The sequence below is a fragment of the Spirosoma rhododendri genome, from assembly GCF_012849055.1.
In the GTDB taxonomy this organism is placed as follows: Bacteria; Bacteroidota; Bacteroidia; order Cytophagales; family Spirosomataceae; genus Spirosoma; species Spirosoma rhododendri.
Genome location: NZ_CP051677.1, coordinates 2,010,684 through 2,031,253, shown reverse-complemented (window position 1 = coordinate 2,031,253; position 20,570 = coordinate 2,010,684). Strand labels below are relative to the sequence as shown.

The following is a 20,570-nucleotide window of genomic DNA, read 5'->3' as shown; positions in this document are numbered from 1 at the left end:
CCAAGTCCTCACCCCCTTCAGGGCGGTCCGACGGGTCGGGACGGGGAGTGAAGCAAAACCGGAGTAAAACAGCCAACGGGCCTTTGCGAACTACCGGAGTGTTCTGGGGTTATACCTGAACACTAACTCACGTTATACGCATGATACGCAATGGAAAAAACCTCCTGGTGCAGGCCCTGATTCTCAGCACGCTTGCCGGTACGGTCGGCTCGCTGGCCAGCTGTTCGAGTAAGAAAAACGAAGAAACAACCAACTCATCGACCGATACCTCCATGGGCTTCATGGGTCGGCAGGGCGACACCACGGGCAGCGACCCAATGATGGGTCAGCAGGCACCTCCTGATAGTGCATCGGCCGGTGGCGACACGGCAATCAGCGAGGTAAAAGTGACGCCTAAAAAGTAGTAGATCGCCGATACGGGCTGGCTTTTTCAGAAAGTCAGCCCGTATTTTTTCAGGCGATTCAGTTTATTTCACCATGCAAAAACAACTCTTGCTCGACATGCTGGCCCAGAGCCAGACAACGTGCTGGTCATCTTTTGATACCGTAACACCCGAAAACGGAACCCTTCGCCTGAATCAGCAGGCCGCTTCGGCAGGGTTTATACTTCGCCATACGGGCGAGATGTTTATGCTATTCGGTCATTTTTTCGGCCTACCAACAACGGTTCAGAATACGACAATGAGACAGCAGGATACCGGTCAGGGCGAGGATATTGCCGGTAGCCGACAACTGATTGAGCAGGGCTACGAACGCTTCCGTGCCTATATTGACCAAACGCCCGACAGCGCCTGGCTTGACCCGATCGATACGCCTTTCTTCGGGACCGTTTCACGCATGCGTTTGTTCTCACATGTGCTGTATCACAACGCCTACCATGCCGGTCAGATCGGCCTGACTATCGTACGTGGGCAGCAATTCTGAACCGTATCATGACTTTCCTCCGCCCCATTTTCTCACTACTCACTGTCTGCCTGACACTTCTTTCCCGTCCAACGCTGGCGCAGGAAAAGACCAGCGCCTTCTTTATGGTCGGCGACTGCGCATCCCCCGATTGGGAAAAACTATCCTTCGAGAAAACTAAAGCGGGATCGGTGCTGACCTATGCTTACAAACAGCACGAAGACGGTGTCCGGCTACAACCCGTTGGCGTAAAATCGGTGAATGGGCAGCGGGTGCTGCTGGTCAGGATGCCCGGCGTGTCGCAACCATACATGATTCGTCGGGATAGAGCCGGTGAACGGTTGGTTATGACCAGTCAGGATGGGCGTTACCGAAAGCTGTTTAAGCTCGGTTACGAAGGGCCGGTCAACGGGGTGGGTACGTTTTGCGAAACCTGTGCCAACGAACCCGCCGACGCGTTCAGGCTGGTCGACGCCTACTTTTCGTCAGTCCGGTAATACTATTTGGCTGGTAGGCAACGCCAAAACCGTTGGCGCGTGATCAGTAGCCGATCAGCCGGGCAATACCCTTGCTTCGTTGCCTTCGTCTGCTATTTTTACTGGTCGGTCACGTAACGCACTATGCACGAACCCCTTCTACTCTCCCTGTCGCTGCTGTTGGCAGTCACGTTGTTTGTGATGCTGGGGCAGCGACTGCGCATTTCAACGCCCATATTTCTGGTCATCAGCGGGCTGATATTGAGCCTGATTCCGGGTATTCCCCAAATCAGCGTCGACCCGGAGCTGATTTTTCTATTGTTTCTACCACCCCTGCTCTACGAAGCCGCCTGGTACATGCCGTGGAGGTAACTCTGGCGCTGGCGACGCATCATTCTGGTCATGGCCTTTGGGCTGGTGCTATTCACCGCGACGGCCGTAGCCTATGTGTCGTCCATGCTGATTCCGGGCTTTACGCTGGCGCTGGGTTTTCTGCTGGGCGGGATCATCTCCCCGCCTGACGCCGTTGCGGCCGAATCGGTACTGCAAAGCGTATCGGCGCCCAAACGAGTGATGAGCCTGCTGCGGGGTGAGAGCCTGATCAACGACGCGTCGAGCCTTGTTGTCTTCCGGTTTGCCCTGGCCGCCGTTTTGTCGGGCACGTTCACGTTCCACAAAGCAGCCGTCGGGTTCGTCAGTGTTACGCTGCTCGGCGTGGGGGTTGGGCTGGCCGTAGCGGGCGTCTTTTATTTTATTCACCGCTTCCTGCCCACAACCACGCGCATCAGCATTTTGCTGACGTTCATCGCACCATACATGATGTATCTGGGTGCTGAAGAAGCGGGCGGTTCCGGGGTGATGGCCGTTGTCAGTGGTGGGCTGTTTCTGTCGTATCACCACAACGAAATCCTGAACCATACCGCCCGGTTGCAGGGCAGCGGCATGTGGGCCACGATCGTGTTTGCGCTGAACGGGCTGGTATTTATCCTGATCGGGCTGGAGTTACCCGTCATCATCAAGGCACTGGGCGAATACTCACCCGGCGAAGCCATCTATTACGCGCTCATTATTACGGGGGTACTGATTGTTGTCCGAATGATCGTTGCGCTCGGTGCATCAGCTTTTACCCGCTTTATCGGGCAGTACATCACCGTTGCCGAACGCAATCCGGGCTGGCGTGGCCCGATCATATTGGGCTGGGCCGGGATGCGGGGCGTGGTGTCGCTGGCGTCGGCATTGTCGATACCGTTAACCATGACCGATGGAAGTCCGTTTCCGCACCGCAACCTGATTCTGTTCATCACCTTCGTGGTCATTCTGATCACACTGGTCGTTCAGGGGTTAACGCTGCCGATGGTCATACGCATGGTCGACTACAAGGAGGCCGATGGCAACCGGTCGGATGAGGAGCAGGAGGTTGAGATTCGCGCCCGTTTACTGACCGCCGTACTCAATCACCTCGATACGAACTACGCCGGAGAAACCAGCGAGCTGCTCAATAACCTACGAACCAAAATCACCAACGACCTCCGCCTGATTCAATCGCCAACACCCGACACGCTACACGAGCAACAGATGCACTATGCTACCATACTGAGCGACATCAGTCAGGTTAAGCGGCAGGAATTGCGCCGACTGCGCGACGAGGAAGATTTTGACGACGAAGCCCTCCGCAGAGCCGAAGCCCGCATCGACCTGACCGAAGAAGTCAACGACCATCCTATCCGGGAATGAGTTTTTTTCAACACAGAGGCACAGAGAACACGGAGCAAAAACTTCTTTCTTCGTGTTCTCTGTGCGGCTAGTGTTGAAATCAACAGGTTCTGAACAATCGTATTAGTGAATGATTAAGAAAATTGGATTAAGCATACTGATAGTACTCGTCGTTTTGGGCATTTGGCAGCGCGACCTTGTCAGTTACGGCTGGATGCAGGGCAAAGGCCAACTGCGTATTCTCTGGAACACACAGCCCATCGGCACCCTGCTCAGCGACCCAGCCTACCCCGACTCGCTGAAACAGAAAATTCAACTGATTCAGGAGATCAAGCGTTTCACAGTCGACTCGCTGGGCCTCGATAAATCGGGCAGTTACGAGACGTTTTACGATCAGCACGGCAAACCAATTTTGTGGGTTGTTACGGCGTCGCAACCCTACGCGCTGGTGGCTAAAACCTGGACGTTCCCGCTACTAGGTACGTTTTCCTACAAAGGTTTTTTCGAGAAAGACCGCGCCGATACGCTCGTGGCTCAACTGAAACGCGACACCCTCGACACGCGCACCGGCGAAGTGTCGGCCTGGTCGACGCTGGGCTTTCTCAACGATCCAATCTTATCCAGTATGCTCGACCGGCCGGTGGGCGATCTTGCCGAGTTAATTATTCACGAGCTGACCCACGGCACGCTGTTTGTCAAAGACAATCTGGAGTATAACGAAAACCTGGCCGACTTTGTGGGTGAATATGGTGCGTTACGCTTTCTGGCGATGAAATACGGTAAAACATCCGTGCCGTACCGCGACTATCTGGCCCGGAAAGATTTCTATGGCCGCTATGATGAGCACGTACTACGCGGAGCGCGACTGTTGGACAGTTTATACAAGACATTTAAACCGCAGACCCCTATTCCGGTCAAAGATTCGTTGAAGTGGCAAACCATCGATCAGATCGTAACGAGCGCTGACACATTAACAGATGAACGTACCGGGAAGCAGGCGCGTTTAGTAAAAAAACGCCCGGCGGGCAAACTAAGTCGACCCAATAATGCGTACTTTATTGGGTATCTTACCTACCGGAAACAGCAGAACCGCTTTCGGCAGGAGTTTGAGAATCAGTTCGGAAGCGATTTCAACCGATATTTGACATACCTAAAAAAAACCTATCCGTCGCTTTGATGTCCTGACCGGACACCCGAGTTCTATGAAGAAACTACTCTTTGGTCTTGGCTTCGTTGCAGTGCTGGGCACCGGCTTTTCGTTCGTGAACGCCTACCGGCGCGTCGTGAACAACAGTTTCGGGCCGGGCGAACACCTCGAATACCGCGTTCACTATGGGTTTCTGAATGCAGCGGAAGCCACCGTCGACGTCAGCCCGACGCTGTACAAAGTCAACGATCGCCCCTGCTACCGCGTTAACGTCGACGGCCGGACTGTTGGTGCCTTCGACCTCGTTACACACATCCGCGACACATGGCGGTCGTACATCGACACGTCGGCCATTTTGCCGCAGAAGTTCTACAGCAACCTTCAGGAGAACGACTACCGGAAGGAAGAGAACATCACGTTCAACCACGCCACTAACACGGTCAAGGCCGAAGAGCGCACCGAGCGCGACGTGTTCCCCGTCCCCGACAACGTCCATGACCTGATCAGCGGCTACTATTTCCTGCGGACGATTGATTTCAGCCACCTCGCCAACGGGCAGGTGCTGGAAGTACCCGCCTTCTACGACGACACGGTCTACAACATGAAAGTGCGGTACCGGGGTCGGCAGGTGCTGAAAACCAAGCAAGGCAAGATCAACGTAATCCGACTGAACCCGGTGCTACCATCCAACAAACTCTTCAAGGAAGAAGAGTCAATCCGGATTTACGTGTCCGACGACATCAACAAGATCCCCGTCAAAGTCGAAGTCGACCTGTGGGTCGGTTCTATGGTGATGGACCTCCGCCACAACAGCGGTCTGAAGCAGGGACTGAAATATTTGTAAGTGCTATTTGATTGTAAATGAAACAGCCGCTGGGATGCATATCCCAGCGGCTGTTTTTGTTTGTTGCGTTGAGCATTGACCTCACGGCAGCGGTTAACCTCACCCCAACCCCTCTCCTAAAACAGGAGAGGGGCTTCTTTATAGACTGACTTTGATTGTCAAAACAAACGGTATTGCCGACCTACCGTAGTTTCATAGGTAACCCCTTTGCCTTATGGAATTAGCCCCTCTCCTGTTTTAGGAGAGGGGTTGGGGTGAGGTTACTCCTCTAACCCGTACAATTGGTTGAACAGCAACTTGAACGTACCCTGCGACTGGGCTCGGAATGTGATTTCGGGGCCGAAGGCGTAGAGCTTGCCATTGCCGACCGGGGCCATGAACGCTGTGACACCGTCGCGGAGGTAGGCTTGTCCCCACGCCCAGCCGCTGCGGAGGGGTTTGTCGTTAGGGAACCACATCAGCGGCTTGACCAGCCCTTTAGCAATGGCTTCGGGGGCCAGTTTGAACACCGGGCTCGAATCGAAATACACGTCTGTCAGCGTTGGCATACCCCAAGTAGCCTGTTGGGTCGAGTCGAGGGTGACGCGCAGGATACTGCCGGGGATGAAATATTTCTCGTTGTTGAGCGGGCGCTCCTGCCCGTTCGGCCCCATGTCGACCAGCGCGTTCCGCACCGGCAGGCCGAGGTGATACGCCAGATTCGTACTCGTACCAATCGTCACGACCTGCCCGCCCGACTCCATGAACTGCTTCAACTGAGGCACCGACTTGTCGGCCGTAATCCGACCCAGCCACGGGCGAAAATCAGCAGGAATTTCTTCGGCTTTGGGTCCGCGCGAGGCAGCCCCGCCGTATTCGTTTTCGCCCCGCGCGTTGCCCACCGCCGGAATAGCGCGGGTTACGAACACGATGACGTCATATTTCTTTTTCAGGTTGCCCGCGTCGATGTCCTGCGCGTAAACCAGCTCAGCCGGGTAGTGGTATTGCTCCATCAGCCAGCGCACCCAGCCCGACGCCATCGACCCGCCGTAGGTGTCCCACAGCCCAATCCGCATCGGCTTCACTTTCCGGACGTTCGTCGGGCGTTTGCCCGCACTCGTCACCGTCATGCCCGACGCATCAAGAACCGACTTTGCTTTGGCAGACGATGGCACGAAGAACGACCCCGCCGGCGCCGAGTCAGTACCCACCGGCATCCGGTACACGTCGACGCCCGCTTTCAGCAGATCGTTAACCGCCAGAAACGCGTTGTTAACCTGACTGTTCAGCACATATCCTGCACCCGAACCACTTACTTTGCTCGTTGGTGACTGCAATTCGCCGTAGGGCAGCCTCTTGAACGGACCGTCGAAGTTGGTAAGCAGCCGGTCGAAGTCGACGTTCATCTGGTACGCCAGTGTCCAGCCAGCCGCGTCGTAGGGGCGGATTGGCGGACCACCGGGGTACTGAAAATCGTTCGGGTGATCCTGCGGCTCGAACATATCCAGAATGTGTGGCCGGAACGCCTGATCGAGCTTAACGACGTACGAACCCGCCGGGTATTTCTTACCAGCTACGCTGAAATCAGCCGTGGCCTGCTGCACCTGAATCCCCGTCTTGATCAGCGCATTGACAAACTTCACCGCCGTTGGCCAGTCAGTTTGGCTCGACGGGATGATGTAACCACGCGGATCACGCAGGGCCGAGTCGCGTAGCACTGCCGTGAAGTATTTTGTCGGTATGCCTTCCCCGCGCGGGGCCGGTGCCTGATCGGAAACGGCGGTCGTGCTTCCGGGCGCCGTTGCACTTGTTGGGGCAGTAGCGGTACCGCTGGTAACTGAAGCAGTACTTGCAACAGCAACAGGCGTCTTCTTCTGGTCGGCCTGATACATCTCGTTAATTGACTCGACCCGCTTCGGCGACAGTGTCCAGTAATCCTGGCTACCGCGCTCAATCGAGTTTTTGCCCATCCGGTAGATGTTGTACAGCAATTGGTCGTGCTGCCGGGCTGCGTAGTCGAGTACGGCGTAGTTGAGCGACACCGAGTAATCAATCGACTGGCGGAATTTCCACCGTTGGGGCGTCACCGGGTTGGGTGTGTTGCCGTTCGGAATCAATCGCGACGGAATCAGCGGCACATTCTCGGGCGTCGGGCCGCCGATGATTTCCGTCAGCAGACCGATCATGTTGTGGAAGTGCGTCGTTGTGCGTAGTCCGCCGTTGTACCAGGTCGAGAACACCGAGCCGTTGAGCCGGGTGTAGCCGGGTTTATTCTCGACGTTGAGCCGGTTGTACATAGCCGCGCCCACCGCGTCGATACCCGTAATCATGAGCGGATCGAAGACGTAGTTGAACGGGTCGCGATATGGAGGGCCCGCCAGCACCGACCCCGCCGGGCCGCGCTGATGGTGGTTGTACATGATCTGCGGAATCCAGTCGACGAACAGTTGCCGCCCGATGTTCTGCGACTCCTTCAGGTTCATCATGTAGAAGTCGCGGTTGTTGTCGTGCCCGGCGTACTTCTCGTATAAGCGGGGCAGGTTTTCCAGCGACCGCTTCTCCGGCGACGGGTTGCGCATGTACCAGTTCGACACCAACTCCTGCCCATCCGGGTTAGCGTGGGTCATCAGAATAACGACATTGTCGAGAATCCGCATCGTTTCGGGGTCGTTGCGGCTGACAAGCTGGTAGGCCGTTTCGATCAGTTGGTGCGTCCCGACGGTTTCGGTCGCGTGCAGCCCTCCGTCGATCCAGACAACCGCCTTGCCTTCCTCGGCCATCGCCCGCGCCTGCTCGTCGGTCAGCCCCTCAGCCCGTGCCAGTTTGGTCGAAATCTCCTGATATCGGGCTAGCTTTTTGTGGTTTTCGGGCGACGTAACGATCATCATAAACTGGTCGCGCCCTTCCTCCGTCTTGCCGATAACGGTTAATTTGGTGCGGGGCGATGCAGCCAGTTTCTTGAAATACGCTTCGGTCTGCGTAAACGTAGCGAGTTGGTAATCGTCGCCGATGTTAAAGCCGAAGTGTTCTTTCGGCGTCGGCACCGATTGCGCGGATGCCGCCACCCGCAATAACAGGGCTGTACTTAACGCGAGTAAAGTTGTACGGAACATAGAGTTAGTATAGGCTACGAAAGCCGTTGATGAACCAACTCACAAGTACGCCATTTCCTACGGCTTAATTGAATCAACGCCGTATAATATTTGGCTGAATACCACTTTTTGATGCGCGAACGGCAAGTAGCCTAGACCGGTGCGCCGGAGCGATCCACGTCTGGAGGGCGCGACAGCGACCAAAAAAGCTGCCGCCTTACATAGTTGCCCTGACGGGCAGTAATTGAGTAGCCTGGACGTCCACGTCCGGGTGGACGCGATAGCGGCCAAAAAAGCTGCCGCCTTACGCAGTGGCCCTGACGGGCACCCGGACGTGGACGTCCAGGCTACAGACGTATACATCACTTCTGTACGCTCAAAAATGCGACGATGGCGCGGAGTTCGTCTTGTTTCAGTGAGCCACCGTAAGCGGGCATACCGCCTTTGCCGTTGACGATCTGCACATCGAGTTGATCGGGGGTCCAGGTTCGGCCGATTAGGCTGAGGTCGGGACCTTTTAGACCACCTTCGCCCCGAATCATGTGGCAGTACTGGCAGCCTTTTTTGTAGAACAACTCGGCTCCGCGCTCCAGCTGCGGATTGTGGTAGCTGACAAACTCGGTTACGGGCTTCGTATCAAAGCGGGGCGACCACGGGGCTATCTCCCCAGCTACCAGCAGCGCACCCACGAAAATCACGACGCAGACCACGCCGAATACAGCCCACGGTCGGCGGATAGGGCTACGTTCGCCCGTACCCGACAGAAACGGCAGGGCCAGCAACGCACCCACGGCCAGCACCGGCCCGAAGAAAATCAGGTACGACTCCGTTCTGGGCGGCACTAGTGCAAACAGGGCGAAGATGGGCAGCATATACCAGTCGGGCGCGGGCGTGGTTTTAATCAGCGATGGATCGGGGGGCTGCGTCAGGGCGGGGGGACCGAACGTGATCGCCAGCCCGACAATGGCGATGATGACCAATGCACCAAACATAGCGTCGCGCCAGGCCGCGTCGGGCCAGAACGGTACACCCTCCCGTTTCAGCATCGCTTCGTACCATTTGCGGTACGTTTTCGGATCCACCGGTCGACCAGCTTTGGGTGGTTCAGAAATGCCGTTGCGGATAACCAGAAACAGGTGTAGGCCAATCAGTCCGAAGATCAGCGCGGGAAACAGAAAAACGTGGTACGCAAAGAACCGGCTCAGCGACTGCGCCCCGATGGTGTCACCACCGAGCAGCAGTCGGGCCAGCGTAGTGCCGATGAGCGGAATCCGGCCGAGGTTCTGAGCTGCCACCACCGACGACCATACCCCGTTGGAATCCCAACGCAGGAGTTGGCCCGTAAAGCCCATGATGATCGTCAGGAACAGCAGAAAGACGCCCGTGATCCAGTTCATCTCGCGGGGGTATTTGTAAGCCGCCATGATGTAGACCCGGATCATGTGGACGCCCACGAAAATGATCATGCCCGACGCGCCGAAGAAGTGAATGCCACGTAGTACCCGCCCGAACATGGCCTGATCGGTGATGAATTTGAGCGACTGATAAGCCGCGTCGGACGACGGCTGGTACAGCAGCGCCAACCCGATCCCCGTCACGACTTGCAGAATAAAGCAGAACAGTGTGGCACTGCCGAACACGTAAGCCCACTTGGCTCCCGGCGGCACCAGGTGGTTTAGGATCGGGGTGATCGCGGCCATGATACCCGTCCGGTCTTCGAGCCAGGCACCGATTTTACGGAAGAACGTTTTCATCAGATTAACCGTCGCTGAATTTGGTAATGGGAATCGGTGCCGTACCGACCTGCACCTGCCCCTGCGCAATCCGCACATCGTAGCGGGGCAGCGGCTTAGGCGGTGGCCCGGCGGCAACGGTCCCGTCGCGGTAGTAGATGCCGCCGTGGCAGGGGCACATAAACAGTTCAGCATCCGCTTCCCAGCGCACCGGGCAACCCAGATGTGTACAGTTGACGGAGAACGCCACGAACTGCCCATCGGCTTCGTGCCGAATCCAGGCTGCCGTGCGCGCCGTTTCACCTGCCCATTTCAGCGGGTCGGCATTCTCAAACTTGACGAGTTTAGTCGTGCCGACAGGAAACTGATCGGGCGCGCCGACGTTCCGCCACACTTCTGGCTTGTCTTCCAGCAGCGGAGCCACCAGCGCCCCCACTACTGGCACGGCCACCGCAGCAGCAGCCAGCCCGCCCAGCCCCAGGCTGACCTTCATCATAAAGTCCCGACGGCTATCCTGACCAGGGTGGCTATGAGCGACGGCGGGGTTCTTTTCGGGCGTTTCCGATTTTTCCTGATTCATGTCGTAAGTCGGTTATCCAGCCCGTTAGGGCGATGGTGAAAATGATCAGTCCGGCCCCGGCGATAAGCCAACCGGCCTTGACGCCCCAACCCATGAACGCCAGGCCCATCGCCAGATAAAACGGCCAGTAGGTTGGTCGGGGCAGTTGCTTAGGCCGGGCTTCTTCCCAGTTCTCGCGGTTCTGAATCCGGTCGTATTGTTCTTTGTCCATGAGGTGTATTGGTTAACAGACCTGACAGGTTTTGAAAACCTATCAGGTCTACGCTAATTCGCACGTACCGGTGCGACCTGATGAGTCTCATCCTCGTTGGTCAGCCAGGCGAAAAACAGCCAGAGCGCGCCCGTCAGGTAAACCAGGCAACCCGGCACCCACATCAGCAGCCCGGCCGTTTGCTGGTCGACGGCCGGTTGGAGCTGCCAGCCCGCCGGAAGAGTGCTCAGCATCGCGTAGTACGTCTGACCGGGGGCGTAAGCCGCGAAACTACCGGCGGGCGCAAACGTGATGAGCATTCCCAGCAGTGAGCAACCCACGCAGGCCGTAAACAGATACAGTACTCCCGTCAGCGGAAAGATGCGCCGGTCGGGTTGGGGACCAAGCACCGGCCACGCGAAGCAGATACCCGCCAACACCAGACTGACCGGGTGCGCCAGATGCAGTCCATTCGTCGCCCAGTCCGTCGACGGGCCAGCCAGCGTACAGAGCGGGATGATACCGGCATCGTCGTGCGCGACACTAGCTCCGTAAACGTCCGGAATATGCCAGAACCACATCGTCCCTAGACCGATCAGCCAGCCCAGCCACGGTACGGCCTGAAAAACCGTTGATAGCCGGTCAATAAATCCATGTGCCCGGCCTAACGGCTGACGCGGTAACCCCAGCACCAGCAGCGGTGCCGCCAGCAGCAACAACAGCATATGCCCGACCATGTGCGCGCTCATCGAGCAGGTAATGCCCAGCGTGTGCAGGGGCGAAAACTGCACCAGCGCCAGCAAGGCCAGCCCGGCCGCGTACAGCCCCGCGCCCCGCTGCCACCGCCAGCCCGACGCGCTGCCGTAAAACAGCCCCAGCGCCAGCAACAACCCGACGCTGACCAGATCGAACGACCAATAGTGCATAACCGAACTCATGACGCACGTGGGGTTAGAAAGTGAGGCAACACGTATACGACCACGAATACCACTGCCCACACGACGTCGACAAAGTGCCAGTAGATACCCACCGACGGCAGCAGGGCCGAATCGGGATCGTCGAGATCACCCAGAAACGCGAGATACAGCACAATCGACAGGATGATTATACCGATCAATACGTGCAGCCCGTGGAAGCCCGTCAGGGTGAAAAAACTGGTCGTGAACGTGCCTTTGCTGACGGTCAGTTGCTTGCTGAGCAGGCCGGTGTATTCGATACCCTGCCCGATCAGAAATACGACGCCCAGCACAACCGTCGCGCTGAGCCACAGCCGCAACGACTTCGTCTGCCCGCGCCGGAAGCTGACCTCCGCCCGCCAGAACGTGAAGCTGCTGCTCAGCAACAGTACCGTAAACAAACCCGTCGTGGTCAGGTCGAGGGTGGTGGCGACGCGGGGGTTCAGCGTCGGGACGTAGGTGAAATACACGAACGCCATCAGCAGGGCCAGAAAGAAAATGGCTTCCGACCCGACGATCAGTTTAATCAGTGTCTTTTGTTCCATATTTTTCTTCGTCGGATTTCTGATAATCGCCGATTTCGGGGTGATTCAGGTCGTGTACGGGTCGGAAACTGTAGACCGGCGGCAGTATCGTGAAGTTTTTCAGGGCCGGGGGCGAACTCGTCAGCCACTCGAAGGTGTAGCCGTCCCACGGGTTGTCGCCCGCCCGTTTGCCGCGTTTTATGGCGTCGTAGAGCAGGTACAGAAAGATCAGCATGGACCCGCCCATCAGGAACGCCCCCAGCGACGAAATCAGGTTGAGCAAACTATAGCCGGCCAGATTCGGGTAGGTGTACACGCGCCGGGGCATCCCGATGATACCAAGGATGTGCTGCATGAAAAAGGTCATGTTGAACCCGATCATAAACAGCCAGAAAAACCACTTACCGAGCGTTTCGCTGTACATCCGCCCGCTGATTTTTGGAAACCAGTAGAAGAATCCGGCAAACAGCCCGAACAGGCTACCACCCAGAAATACGTAGTGCAGGTGCGCCACGACATAGTACGTATCGGTCAGTTGCCAGTCGATGGGCACGATGGCAAACGAGATGCCGCTCAGTCCGCCGATGGTGAACTCGACCAGAAAGGCGGTGGCAAACAGCATCCCCGTCGTGAACCGGATCGAGCCGCCGTACATCGTACCCAGCCAGTTGAAAATCTTGACGCCCGTCGGGATACCGATGAGCATACTGCTAACCGCGAAAAAGCTGTTGACGGTGTTGCCCATGCCCGTCGCGAACATATGGTGGACCCACACGCCGAACGCCAGCAGCGAAATTGCAATCCCCGACCCGACCACGAACGGATAGCCGAAGATGGGTTTGCGCGAATACACCTGAAACACTTCCGACAGCACCCCAAACGGCGGCAGTACCACGATGTACACTTCGGGGTGGCCAAACAACCAGAACAGATGCTGCCACAGTAAAGCCGACCCGCCCGCGTCGGTGTTGAAAAAATGGCCGTCGAGCTGCCGGTCGATGAGCAGCATCGCGAGGGCCGCGTTGAGCGACGGGAAAGCCGCCAGAATCAGGAAGGCGTTGATAAACACCATCCAGACAAACACCGGCAGGTACTTGTACTTCATGCTCGGCGTTCGCAGCGTAATAATCGTTACGGCCAGATTAGCCGCGGTCGATACCGTTCCGATACCCGATAGCAGCAGCCCGATGCAGTAGTAGTCGATGCCGGGCGAGGCTGAGTACTGCGTCTGATTGAGCGGGGCGTAGCTGAACCAGCCCGCGTCGGGTGCGCCACCCGCCAGAAAGCTGAAATAGAGCAGCAAACCGCCGAAGAACGAAATCCAGAAAGCAAAGGCGTTCAGCCGGGGAAAAGCCATCTCGTTGGCCCCGATCTGCAATGGCACCATATACACGGCCATACCCAGAATAGCGGGGGTCAGCACGAAGAAAATCATCGTCGTACCGTGCATCGTAAAGAGTTGGTTGTACGAGTCGGGCGCGAGAAACGTGTTTTCCGGCATCATCAGCTGCACCCGCATCAGCAGCGCCAGCAACCCGCCGACAAACAGATAGAACAGCGTCATGATCATGTACATGATCCCGATCTGCTTATGATCGACCGACGAAATCCACATCAGCAACCCCTGATCGGAATTGACCGTTGCGCCGGGCAGCGGGGTCTTGGGTTCGGGTAGTTGAACGTCCGTTATCATTTCAGAGCGGTTAGGTAATCGACCAGTACGGTGATGCTGTCTTTGGGGTAACCGAATCGGGGCATCAGCGCGCCCGGCTTCACGTGCTGCGGCTCGGTGAGCCACTTCCGCAGGTTTTCGGGGTTGTTTTCCAGCAGCCCGGCCAGCATGATTTTCCGGCTACCGAAGTGCGTCAGGTCAGGGCCGACGTTGCCGTTAGCGGCCGTCCCGCGAATACGGTGGCAGCTTCCGCAGGGCTGATGGCTGAAAAAAGCGGCCCCCGCCTGCGCCGATGCGCTTAGTTGCGTCGTGGCGTCCTGCTCCTTCTGCGCGACCCACTTTCTGAACTCCGCTTCGGGCTGGGCAACAACTTTGATCCGCATCCAGGCGTGCTGTGCCCCGCAAAATTCACTGCACGCGCCTTCGTATACGCCGGGCTTCTGAATGGTCGTCCAGACGTAGTTGGTGCGGCCCGGAATGGCGTCCATCTTGGCACCCAGCTGCGGTACCCACCAGTCGTGAATGACGTCGGCCGCGTTGATATGCACCAGTAATTTGCGCCCGACGGGCAAATGAATTTCGTTGGCAACAATCGCTTTTGTGCCGGGGTAGCTGGCTTCCCACCAGTAGCGGTGGCCGGTAATGACGACGTCGGGGCGCTGATTTCCGGCGGGGGCGGGCATCACGTTCGCCATCGTATCAATCGTCAGGTACATAAACACCGCGACGAGTAGCGTGGGTACCCCGATCATAAACCCCTCGACAACTTTATTCCCCGTAAACTGCTTTGGCTCCCCGTCGCCGGGTTTGGCCCGGAACCGCACCGACACGTAAATGAGCAGCCCAATAACCACCGCCAGCACGAACAGAGCCGCGATGATGAAGTACGTCGTCAGCGAAGCGATGCGGTCAGCCTGTCCGGAAGCAGGAGACAGAAAATAAGGCAGCTGTGAAAATTTCTCCATACAAATCTCAGACAGTAGGATCGGTCCTTCCGACTAATCTGGCAGTCTGATCACTACTTATCTGTAATCCACAAGGTTTACAAGTACGAATCAAAGTTTGGTTGCAGTCCGCACAGGCTACAAATCGGGGCGCCAGGGTTGGCTCAACTACAGGAACGACGCTTCGTCTGGCTAAGTAATTCAACCGATTCACCCGCTAGAACTAACCGTAATCGTATCAAATGGTCTTGGGGATTAACGGAAGTTTAATGCTCCCAATCCATCAGGGTAGACTGACTAACAGCGCCATCAGCAGCGGGCTAACCACTACAAAGGAGCGGTTCCCATAGGTCGTTTCGGCTTTAGAGTCGAACAGCGAACCACGCATTTACTGGTTGATCTGATTAGCCGCAGCCATTTTCGCCGACACATCTTTCCGGAGCAGACGAGCGTCCTGCTGTTGCTGCTGCGCCCACCCCTGGTCGCTTTCGCTGGGCCGCACGATGGGTACCTGCAAGCAGATACTGTGCGCGGGCAGCACCTGCCGCCAGTCGGCGATGAGTTGTTTATAGGCTTCCCCTACCGGCCTGATTTTCCGGTCGAGGTCATACAGCCCCAGCGGATTTACGCGGCCGTTATTTTCGCGTAGGGCCGTATCCCAGTCGATCTGATCAGTGAGCGAGTACCACGTAAAACCCACAATCGGCACCCCGTCGTTACGCACTCGCAGCACGTTGGCCCACTCCTTCCAGAGCCAGTTTACAGCTTCGTCGCCGTTGGGCCCCTGCCACAGATTCGTTTCCGTATGCATCACCGGCAGCCGGTAGCGGTTGTGGTACTGCGTCGTGATAACGTGATACCCAAACACCTCCCCCGACGCCACCGTGTTACCGTCGGCCAATACGCGGTGTTCGTTGGTCTGGTAATAGTCGTTGCCCATGATACAGTACTGTTTCAGGCTCTGACCGAAGAAAAAATGGTACTCGTCGCGGGTCATGCCGTTGTCCATCAGGTACTCGTACATATCCGAGTCGACCCGCAGCCCGTAGTTCAGGTCGAGCGACAGAAACCGCTTGGCGTTCATCGACTCGGCGGGTTTGATAGCCGCCGGGTTTTCCGCGTGGAAGTATTCCGACGATTCACTCTGGATAAAAATCGCGTCGGGCCGCACTTCCAGAATCGCCTGCATGGCCAGCACATTGGCTTTCACGATGTGTTTGAGGGCCGTTACGAAAGCCAGATCCGTACTCAGCTGCTCGTTCCACCAGCCGTAGAGGGCCGAGAACTTGGCGCAGATATACATCTCGTTGACGGGCGTATAGAGCTGTACCCACGGATACCGCTGGGCAAAGGCTTTGGCGTAGCTGGCAAACAGCCGGGGAAAATCAGGATTCTGAAAGTTACCAATCCAGTTGGGCACGCCGAAATGACAGAGGTCGACAATGGGAATGATATCGCGCCGGTGCAGATCAGCAAACGCCAGATCGGCAAAACTCCAGTCGTATTTTCCGTCGCCCAGAAACGTCGAGAACAGGGGTGGCCCGTACCGCAGGAATTCAATACCTAAGTCCTGTACGAGGTCAAAGTCGGTTTGCCAGTGTTTGTAGTGTCCGCATTTTTCCAGCTCATCCATCCGGACGGCTCCGTTCTGAATAGTCGGATTACTGTTTTCAATACCGGTGGCAAACAGAAATTGCGTCGTCATAGCTAAGGCGGGTTTACTGTACAATCTGGTTGATACAGAGACTCGCCCGGCGCTGGTTTGTTTTTTAAGTTATGATTAAAACAACTGGCCAGAACCAGTAATTATGGCTCGCCCGGCGGCCGGGTTACTCCTATTTTACCGCTTAGTCTATTCTCGGCAGAAAATTACGAACAAGTGTATGTACTAGTTGCCTTTATTCCGTAAACTGCATAGAGTCACCCAGGTAGATCAGTGATACGCTCAAAACGGTTTCTTAGCATGGAACGACCCATTCAATCGGTAGTGGATGTGTTTGGTAGTGATGACTGGTACATCAACGAATGGAAGATTCAGTTTCTATTGTCGGAGCGGCACCTATACGAAATACGCAAGATCGCATCGACCGTCAACTGGTACGAAGATCAGATCGTGGCTGCCACCTGCACAAGCCGACTGGCTATCTGCTTCGAGAGCATTTATAAATACCACAAAACGTTCGGTACACTGCCTATCATCGGCGACCGGCTATTCGACGAAGACAGTGGTATGAAGGTCCACGACCGGTCTATCGACGGTGCATCCATGACCATTACGTTCGTGCTGGGTAACTGACGCGCCGGTAACTGGCAGTGACTATGCTGTTTATCAGGCAGTCGACTGCGGTCGGCTGTTTTTTTTTAACATAATAACTAATAGATTAGTTGTGAAACTAATACATTAGTCATACCTTTCAAGCCTATTGAGAATCGACCAGCTGTAGCCAAATTTTATGCGTGAACTGACCAAAGCCGAAGAAGAAATTATGCGGGTACTGTGGCAGATCGGAAAAGGGTTCGTCAAGGATGTGCTCGCCGAATTACCCGATCCGAAACCCGCCTATAATACCGTATCGACGATTATTCGAATTCTGGAAAAGAAGGAGCTGGTCGGCTACACGGCCTACGGGAAAACGCACGAGTACTTCCCCCTCATCACAGAAGAAGAATACCGCCGTTTCCAGACCGAACAGCTCATGGAGAACTACTTCGACAATTCGCTGAAGAAGCTCGTCTCCTTTTTCGTGAGGGAAAAAAACCTCAGCCTGTCCGAAGCCGACGATATCATCAAGCTCCTAAACCAGCAGAAAAAGCCATGAACGCCATCGACTATTTCCTCCGCTCGACACTGTACCTCCTGCTGTTTGCGGGATGCTATCAGCTACTGCTTCGCCGGACAACCTATTTCGATCTGAATCGGGCTTACCTGCTGCTGTCATTGTTCGCGTCGTTGCTACTGCCTTTCGCCAGTATCCCGGAGTCGGCGGGTGAAACGTTGCCGACCGGGGTGATTACGTTACCCTCAATCACCGTTGGGCGACAGCCGCAGCCTATGGCCTTCGATTGGTCCGTACCTGTCATGTTGTGGATTGTGTACGGTGCAGGCACGTTGGTTATGCTGCTCCGGTTGGCATGGCGACTCCGGGCCGTTCATCAGCTTATTCGTCATGGGTCAGCACAGCCGCAAGGTGGTTACGTACTTATCCGGTTGGCACACAATCAGGTCGCGTCATTTTCCTTCGGCCGCTACCTCGTCCTGAACCGCACTGACGCCGACAACCCGCCCGCTGCACTGCTCCGCCACGAAGAAGCACACATCCGGCAAAGACATACCATCGACGTACTGATTCTGGAGATTGCTCAGGCGGTGTTTTGGTTCAACCCGACTCTCTTGTACTACAAACGGGCTTTGCAGGAAGTACACGAATTTCTGGCCGACAAAGCCGCAGCCGGGCAGGTCAACACCAGCTACGCGCATCAACTCGTTTCGTACGCACTCGACGCGCCAGTCGCTGCGCTGACAACCCCTTTTATTTCCTTTTCAACCCTCAAACAACGCGTAATCATGTTACAAAAACCCGCTTCCCCCGCCGGACCCTGCTCGGCTATGCGCTGGTGCTTCCCCTAGCCGCTACCCTTGTGATGTGTACCCAGTCTGAACAGGACAAACCGACGACGCAGGCCGAAGCATCCGCTAATGTATCGGCAAAAAAGCCCGTAAAAGTTGACGGTGAAATATTTACCGTTGTTGAACAGCAGCCGGAATTTCCAGGCGGCATGAAAGAGCTGGGCAGCTACATGCAGAATAATCTAAAATACCCCGCTGCGGCTGAGAAAGCCAATGTACAGGGCCGCGTATTCGTGAATTTCATCGTGACGAAAACCGGTGAAATCACCGACGTGCGTGTGCTGAAAGATGTTGGCTTCGGTACGGGCGAAGAAGCCGTGCGTGTCGTCGGCAAAATGCCCCGCTGGGAACCAGGTCGGCAGGGTACCGAACCGGTTAACGTTCGCTACAATTTGCCGATCAACTTCCAACTTGACTCAGAGAGCGAGCCAACGGGTTATCTCAAAGACATCAAAACGGTTGTCTTGAACGGTAAGGAGGTTACTAAAGAAGAGTTTCAGAAAATCCCCACAGAAAGCATAATCCGTGTCGATGTCGACAAGGAAAATAGCACGATCAAAGTCACGACGAAATAGGCGCGGCTACTGCGTCGACTGACCGTATGTGCTTTCGCGCAGCTGAACGGAGCGCCGAAAGGGTGTCCGGCGGATACGTACCCGAAGCAGATTGTCGAAGTCGGTACCGTTGATTTTCGTCAGCGTTGGGGTAACTCCTAGACCGCGAGCCAGTTCAAGCACGGTGTTGCTGTGCCCAACGACCAGCAGCGTTTTGTTACGAACACGATTGATCCGCGAAACGCCCGCATCAATGGGCGCTGCCGGATACGCTTCGATGGGTAAGTTCAGGCGCTGGGCAAGTGGTTCTGCCGTCTGACGAGTGCGTCGGTATGGCGTCGTCAGAATCAGGTCGACGTGCTTATTGACCAACGTATCGGCCAGCGCAACAGCCCGCGCCTTACCAGCAATCGACAAATCGGTCGAATCTGATTCGTCAACCTTTTCCGCGTGACGTACCAGATAGACCGTCGTAGTCGAGCAGCTGCTCAGTAGCAGAAGTAGTCCGATAGCTAGTTGTTTCATGGTTTATTGCTGAGTAATCGTGTAGATGGACGGAGTTAGTAGCCTGGACCTCCAGGTCCGGGTGCCCGTTAGGACAACTATCGCAGGCGGAAGCTTTTTTTGGTCGCTATCGCGCCCACCCGGACCTGGAGGTCCAGGCTACTAACTCCGTCCACCTACACAGCAAAAACAAAACGCCCTCAGCTGTAAACTGAGGGCGTTTTTTGTGTTAGAAAAATCTACAGATCGCGAATCCAGATGTTGCGGAAGCCGACCGGGTTACCGTGATCCTGAATCAGGATCGGACCGGCACCGTGGGCCTGCACTTTCGGGTAACCGATGTACTCCGTCGTACCGCGGATAGCCGCGTGGTTCTGTACCAGTACGCCGTTGAGCAACACCGTTACGTAGGCATAATCGGTCATCAGGCCAGCCTTGTTGAAACGGGGCGCCTGATAAACGATGTCGTAGCTCTGCCACTCACCCGGTTTGCGGCTGGGGTTGGCCAGTGGAATTGCCTGCTTATAGATCGAGCCCACCATACCGTCGACGTACGTCGGATTCTCGTAGTTGTCGAGCACCTGTAATTCGTAACGGCCTTGCAGGAAGATACCGCTGTTGCCCCGGCCCTGCCCTTTACCCTCTACCTTTTCGGGCGTTTTGAACTCGATGTGCAACTGAAAATCGTTGAACTCTTTCTTCGAGCGGGCCGAAAACCCTTTGGTCGAATACAGGACGCCGTCGGTTACGGGCCACTTCAGCGGTCCCGCGTTGGTCTTCTCCCAGCTAGCCGGGTCGTAGCCCGTGATGGCCACCCACTGATCCGTATTTTTACCATCAAACAGCACGGTCGCGTCAGACGGTGGCGTTGTGCCGCTGGTGTTGGCCGATACGGTACCCGGCGTCACGACGGGCGGAACGGGTTCGTAGATTTCGGTCGATTCAGGCGTTTGTTTACTGCCTTGATTTTGAGCCATCGACGTTGTCGACAACGCGAACGTCAGCAGGGCAGCGCAGGCGGCAAGGGTTACTGATGTTTTCTTCATGAACGTAAAAAAGGGTTAACAGATACGTAAGTCGACGACCGTGCAGAACTACCTAAACAGGCCATTGAGAGACCAACCGATAGCC

General features: G+C 56.1%; 20 protein-coding genes and 1 pseudogene. 10 read left to right on the top strand and 11 right to left on the bottom strand.

All coding sequences use genetic code 11. The features are described from left to right. The first annotated feature begins 140 nt into the window (after window positions 1-140). From HH216_RS08445 to HH216_RS08420, 6 genes and pseudogenes are all read left to right on the top strand, one after another. Complete coding sequence (locus tag HH216_RS08445) at window positions 141-404, top strand: hypothetical protein (protein WP_169550423.1); 264 nt, start codon at window positions 141-143, stop codon at window positions 402-404. A 73-nt stretch (window positions 405-477) separates the two neighbouring features. Next, window positions 478-924 carry a DinB family protein gene (locus HH216_RS08440; RefSeq protein WP_169550422.1) on the top strand — a complete coding sequence of 149 codons (447 nt, stop codon included), beginning with the start codon at window positions 478-480 and terminating at the stop codon, window positions 922-924. Between the two features lie 8 nt (window positions 925-932). Beyond that, complete coding sequence (locus tag HH216_RS08435) at window positions 933-1,400, top strand: hypothetical protein (RefSeq protein ID WP_254448740.1); 468 nt, start codon at window positions 933-935, stop codon at window positions 1,398-1,400. A gap of 123 nt (window positions 1,401-1,523) precedes the next feature. After that, window positions 1,524-3,113 (top strand): annotated as a pseudogene (locus HH216_RS08430) (Na+/H+ antiporter). A gap of 109 nt (window positions 3,114-3,222) precedes the next feature. Then, the gene (locus tag HH216_RS08425) at window positions 3,223-4,269 is read left to right on the top strand and encodes an aminopeptidase (RefSeq protein ID WP_169550421.1); all 1,047 of its coding nucleotides are present in this window, start codon (window positions 3,223-3,225) and stop codon (window positions 4,267-4,269) included. 25 nt (window positions 4,270-4,294) lie between these two features. Further along, window positions 4,295-5,083 carry a DUF3108 domain-containing protein gene (locus tag HH216_RS08420; RefSeq protein ID WP_169550420.1) on the top strand — a complete coding sequence of 263 codons (789 nt, stop codon included), beginning with the start codon at window positions 4,295-4,297 and terminating at the stop codon, window positions 5,081-5,083. Window positions 5,084-5,343: 260 nt separating this feature from the next. Here the strand turns inward: HH216_RS08420 and HH216_RS08415 are convergent, their stop codons facing one another. The 9 genes from HH216_RS08415 to HH216_RS08375 all read right to left on the bottom strand — a co-directional run bounded on the left by HH216_RS08415 (window position 5,344) and on the right by HH216_RS08375 (window position 16,458). Further along, window positions 5,344-8,175 (bottom strand): M14 family metallopeptidase, encoded by a 2,832-nt coding sequence (locus HH216_RS08415; RefSeq protein ID WP_169550419.1) that lies wholly within the window; start codon window positions 8,173-8,175, stop codon window positions 5,344-5,346. A gap of 341 nt (window positions 8,176-8,516) precedes the next feature. Next, a complete protein-coding gene (locus tag HH216_RS08410; protein ID WP_169550418.1) occupies window positions 8,517-9,908 on the bottom strand; it encodes a cytochrome b N-terminal domain-containing protein in 1,392 nt (463 codons plus the stop codon). Window positions 9,909-9,912: 4 nt separating this feature from the next. Further along, entirely contained in the window at window positions 9,913-10,467 is a 555-nt protein-coding gene (locus HH216_RS08405; protein WP_169550417.1) for a QcrA and Rieske domain-containing protein, read from the bottom strand. Then, window positions 10,415-10,678: a cytochrome c oxidase subunit 4 gene (locus HH216_RS08400; RefSeq protein WP_169550416.1), complete on the bottom strand. Its 264-nt coding sequence runs from the start codon at window positions 10,676-10,678 to the stop codon at window positions 10,415-10,417. Before HH216_RS08400 ends, HH216_RS08405 begins: the two co-directional genes overlap by 53 nt. Window positions 10,679-10,731: 53 nt before the next feature. Next, window positions 10,732-11,595: a cytochrome c oxidase assembly protein gene (locus HH216_RS08395; protein ID WP_169550415.1), complete on the bottom strand. Its 864-nt coding sequence runs from the start codon at window positions 11,593-11,595 to the stop codon at window positions 10,732-10,734. Further along, window positions 11,592-12,158, bottom strand: coding sequence for a cytochrome c oxidase subunit 3 (locus HH216_RS08390; RefSeq protein WP_169550414.1), 567 nt, complete (start codon window positions 12,156-12,158; stop codon window positions 11,592-11,594). The genes HH216_RS08395 and HH216_RS08390 overlap by 4 nt, the downstream gene beginning before the upstream one ends. Further along, window positions 12,136-13,830, bottom strand: a complete 1,695-nt coding sequence (gene ctaD, locus HH216_RS08385) for a cytochrome c oxidase subunit I (protein WP_169550413.1) — start codon at window positions 13,828-13,830, stop codon at window positions 12,136-12,138. The genes HH216_RS08390 and ctaD overlap by 23 nt, the downstream gene beginning before the upstream one ends. Further along, entirely contained in the window at window positions 13,827-14,774 is a 948-nt protein-coding gene (gene coxB, locus HH216_RS08380; RefSeq protein ID WP_169550412.1) for a cytochrome c oxidase subunit II, read from the bottom strand. Before coxB ends, ctaD begins: the two co-directional genes overlap by 4 nt. A 367-nt stretch (window positions 14,775-15,141) precedes the next feature. Continuing rightward, entirely contained in the window at window positions 15,142-16,458 is a 1,317-nt protein-coding gene (locus HH216_RS08375; protein ID WP_169550411.1) for a family 1 glycosylhydrolase, read from the bottom strand. 258 nt (window positions 16,459-16,716) lie between these two features. On the opposite strand from HH216_RS08375, the gene HH216_RS08370 reads away from it, so the two are divergent. From HH216_RS08370 to HH216_RS08355, 4 genes are all read left to right on the top strand, one after another. Beyond that, the gene (locus tag HH216_RS08370) at window positions 16,717-17,049 is read left to right on the top strand and encodes a hypothetical protein (RefSeq protein WP_169550410.1); all 333 of its coding nucleotides are present in this window, start codon (window positions 16,717-16,719) and stop codon (window positions 17,047-17,049) included. Between the two features lie 157 nt (window positions 17,050-17,206). After that, the gene (locus HH216_RS08365) at window positions 17,207-17,572 is read left to right on the top strand and encodes a BlaI/MecI/CopY family transcriptional regulator (RefSeq protein WP_169550409.1); all 366 of its coding nucleotides are present in this window, start codon (window positions 17,207-17,209) and stop codon (window positions 17,570-17,572) included. After that, on the top strand, window positions 17,569-18,381 hold the full coding sequence (locus tag HH216_RS08360) for a M56 family metallopeptidase (protein WP_169550408.1): 813 nt from the start codon (window positions 17,569-17,571) through the stop codon (window positions 18,379-18,381). Before HH216_RS08365 ends, HH216_RS08360 begins: the two co-directional genes overlap by 4 nt. A 14-nt stretch (window positions 18,382-18,395) precedes the next feature. Next, window positions 18,396-18,956, top strand: coding sequence for an energy transducer TonB (locus HH216_RS08355; protein ID WP_169550407.1), 561 nt, complete (start codon window positions 18,396-18,398; stop codon window positions 18,954-18,956). Between the two features lie 6 nt (window positions 18,957-18,962). Here the strand turns inward: HH216_RS08355 and HH216_RS08350 are convergent, their stop codons facing one another. Together HH216_RS08350 and HH216_RS08345 are read right to left on the bottom strand one after the other, a co-directional pair. Continuing rightward, complete coding sequence (locus HH216_RS08350) at window positions 18,963-19,460, bottom strand: SixA phosphatase family protein (protein WP_169550406.1); 498 nt, start codon at window positions 19,458-19,460, stop codon at window positions 18,963-18,965. 218 nt (window positions 19,461-19,678) lie between these two features. Beyond that, window positions 19,679-20,485, bottom strand: a complete 807-nt coding sequence (locus HH216_RS08345) for a 3-keto-disaccharide hydrolase (RefSeq protein ID WP_169550405.1) — start codon at window positions 20,483-20,485, stop codon at window positions 19,679-19,681. Window positions 20,486-20,570: the final 85 nt, after the last annotated feature.

Bases quoted from the DNA above. Each gene is read 5' to 3' on its own strand.
- HH216_RS08445 (WP_169550423.1), top strand. From the start codon at position 141: ATGATACGCAATGGAAAAAACCTCCTGGTGCAGGCCCTGATTCTCAGC.
- HH216_RS08440 (WP_169550422.1), top strand. From the start codon at position 478: ATGCAAAAACAACTCTTGCTCGACATGCTGGCCCAGAGCCAGACAACG.
- HH216_RS08435 (WP_254448740.1), top strand. From the start codon at position 933: ATGACTTTCCTCCGCCCCATTTTCTCACTACTCACTGTCTGCCTGACA.
- HH216_RS08425 (WP_169550421.1), top strand. From the start codon at position 3,223: ATGATTAAGAAAATTGGATTAAGCATACTGATAGTACTCGTCGTTTTG.
- HH216_RS08420 (WP_169550420.1), top strand. From the start codon at position 4,295: ATGAAGAAACTACTCTTTGGTCTTGGCTTCGTTGCAGTGCTGGGCACC.
- HH216_RS08415 (WP_169550419.1), bottom strand. From the start codon at position 8,175: ATGTTCCGTACAACTTTACTCGCGTTAAGTACAGCCCTGTTATTGCGG.
- HH216_RS08410 (WP_169550418.1), bottom strand. From the start codon at position 9,908: ATGAAAACGTTCTTCCGTAAAATCGGTGCCTGGCTCGAAGACCGGACG.
- HH216_RS08405 (WP_169550417.1), bottom strand. From the start codon at position 10,467: ATGAATCAGGAAAAATCGGAAACGCCCGAAAAGAACCCCGCCGTCGCT.
- HH216_RS08400 (WP_169550416.1), bottom strand. From the start codon at position 10,678: ATGGACAAAGAACAATACGACCGGATTCAGAACCGCGAGAACTGGGAA.
- HH216_RS08395 (WP_169550415.1), bottom strand. From the start codon at position 11,595: ATGAGTTCGGTTATGCACTATTGGTCGTTCGATCTGGTCAGCGTCGGG.
- HH216_RS08390 (WP_169550414.1), bottom strand. From the start codon at position 12,158: ATGGAACAAAAGACACTGATTAAACTGATCGTCGGGTCGGAAGCCATT.
- ctaD (WP_169550413.1), bottom strand. From the start codon at position 13,830: ATGATAACGGACGTTCAACTACCCGAACCCAAGACCCCGCTGCCCGGC.
- coxB (WP_169550412.1), bottom strand. From the start codon at position 14,774: ATGGAGAAATTTTCACAGCTGCCTTATTTTCTGTCTCCTGCTTCCGGA.
- HH216_RS08375 (WP_169550411.1), bottom strand. From the start codon at position 16,458: ATGACGACGCAATTTCTGTTTGCCACCGGTATTGAAAACAGTAATCCG.
- HH216_RS08370 (WP_169550410.1), top strand. From the start codon at position 16,717: ATGGAACGACCCATTCAATCGGTAGTGGATGTGTTTGGTAGTGATGAC.
- HH216_RS08365 (WP_169550409.1), top strand. From the start codon at position 17,207: ATGCGTGAACTGACCAAAGCCGAAGAAGAAATTATGCGGGTACTGTGG.
- HH216_RS08360 (WP_169550408.1), top strand. From the start codon at position 17,569: ATGAACGCCATCGACTATTTCCTCCGCTCGACACTGTACCTCCTGCTG.
- HH216_RS08355 (WP_169550407.1), top strand. From the start codon at position 18,396: ATGTGTACCCAGTCTGAACAGGACAAACCGACGACGCAGGCCGAAGCA.
- HH216_RS08350 (WP_169550406.1), bottom strand. From the start codon at position 19,460: ATGAAACAACTAGCTATCGGACTACTTCTGCTACTGAGCAGCTGCTCG.
- HH216_RS08345 (WP_169550405.1), bottom strand. From the start codon at position 20,485: ATGAAGAAAACATCAGTAACCCTTGCCGCCTGCGCTGCCCTGCTGACG.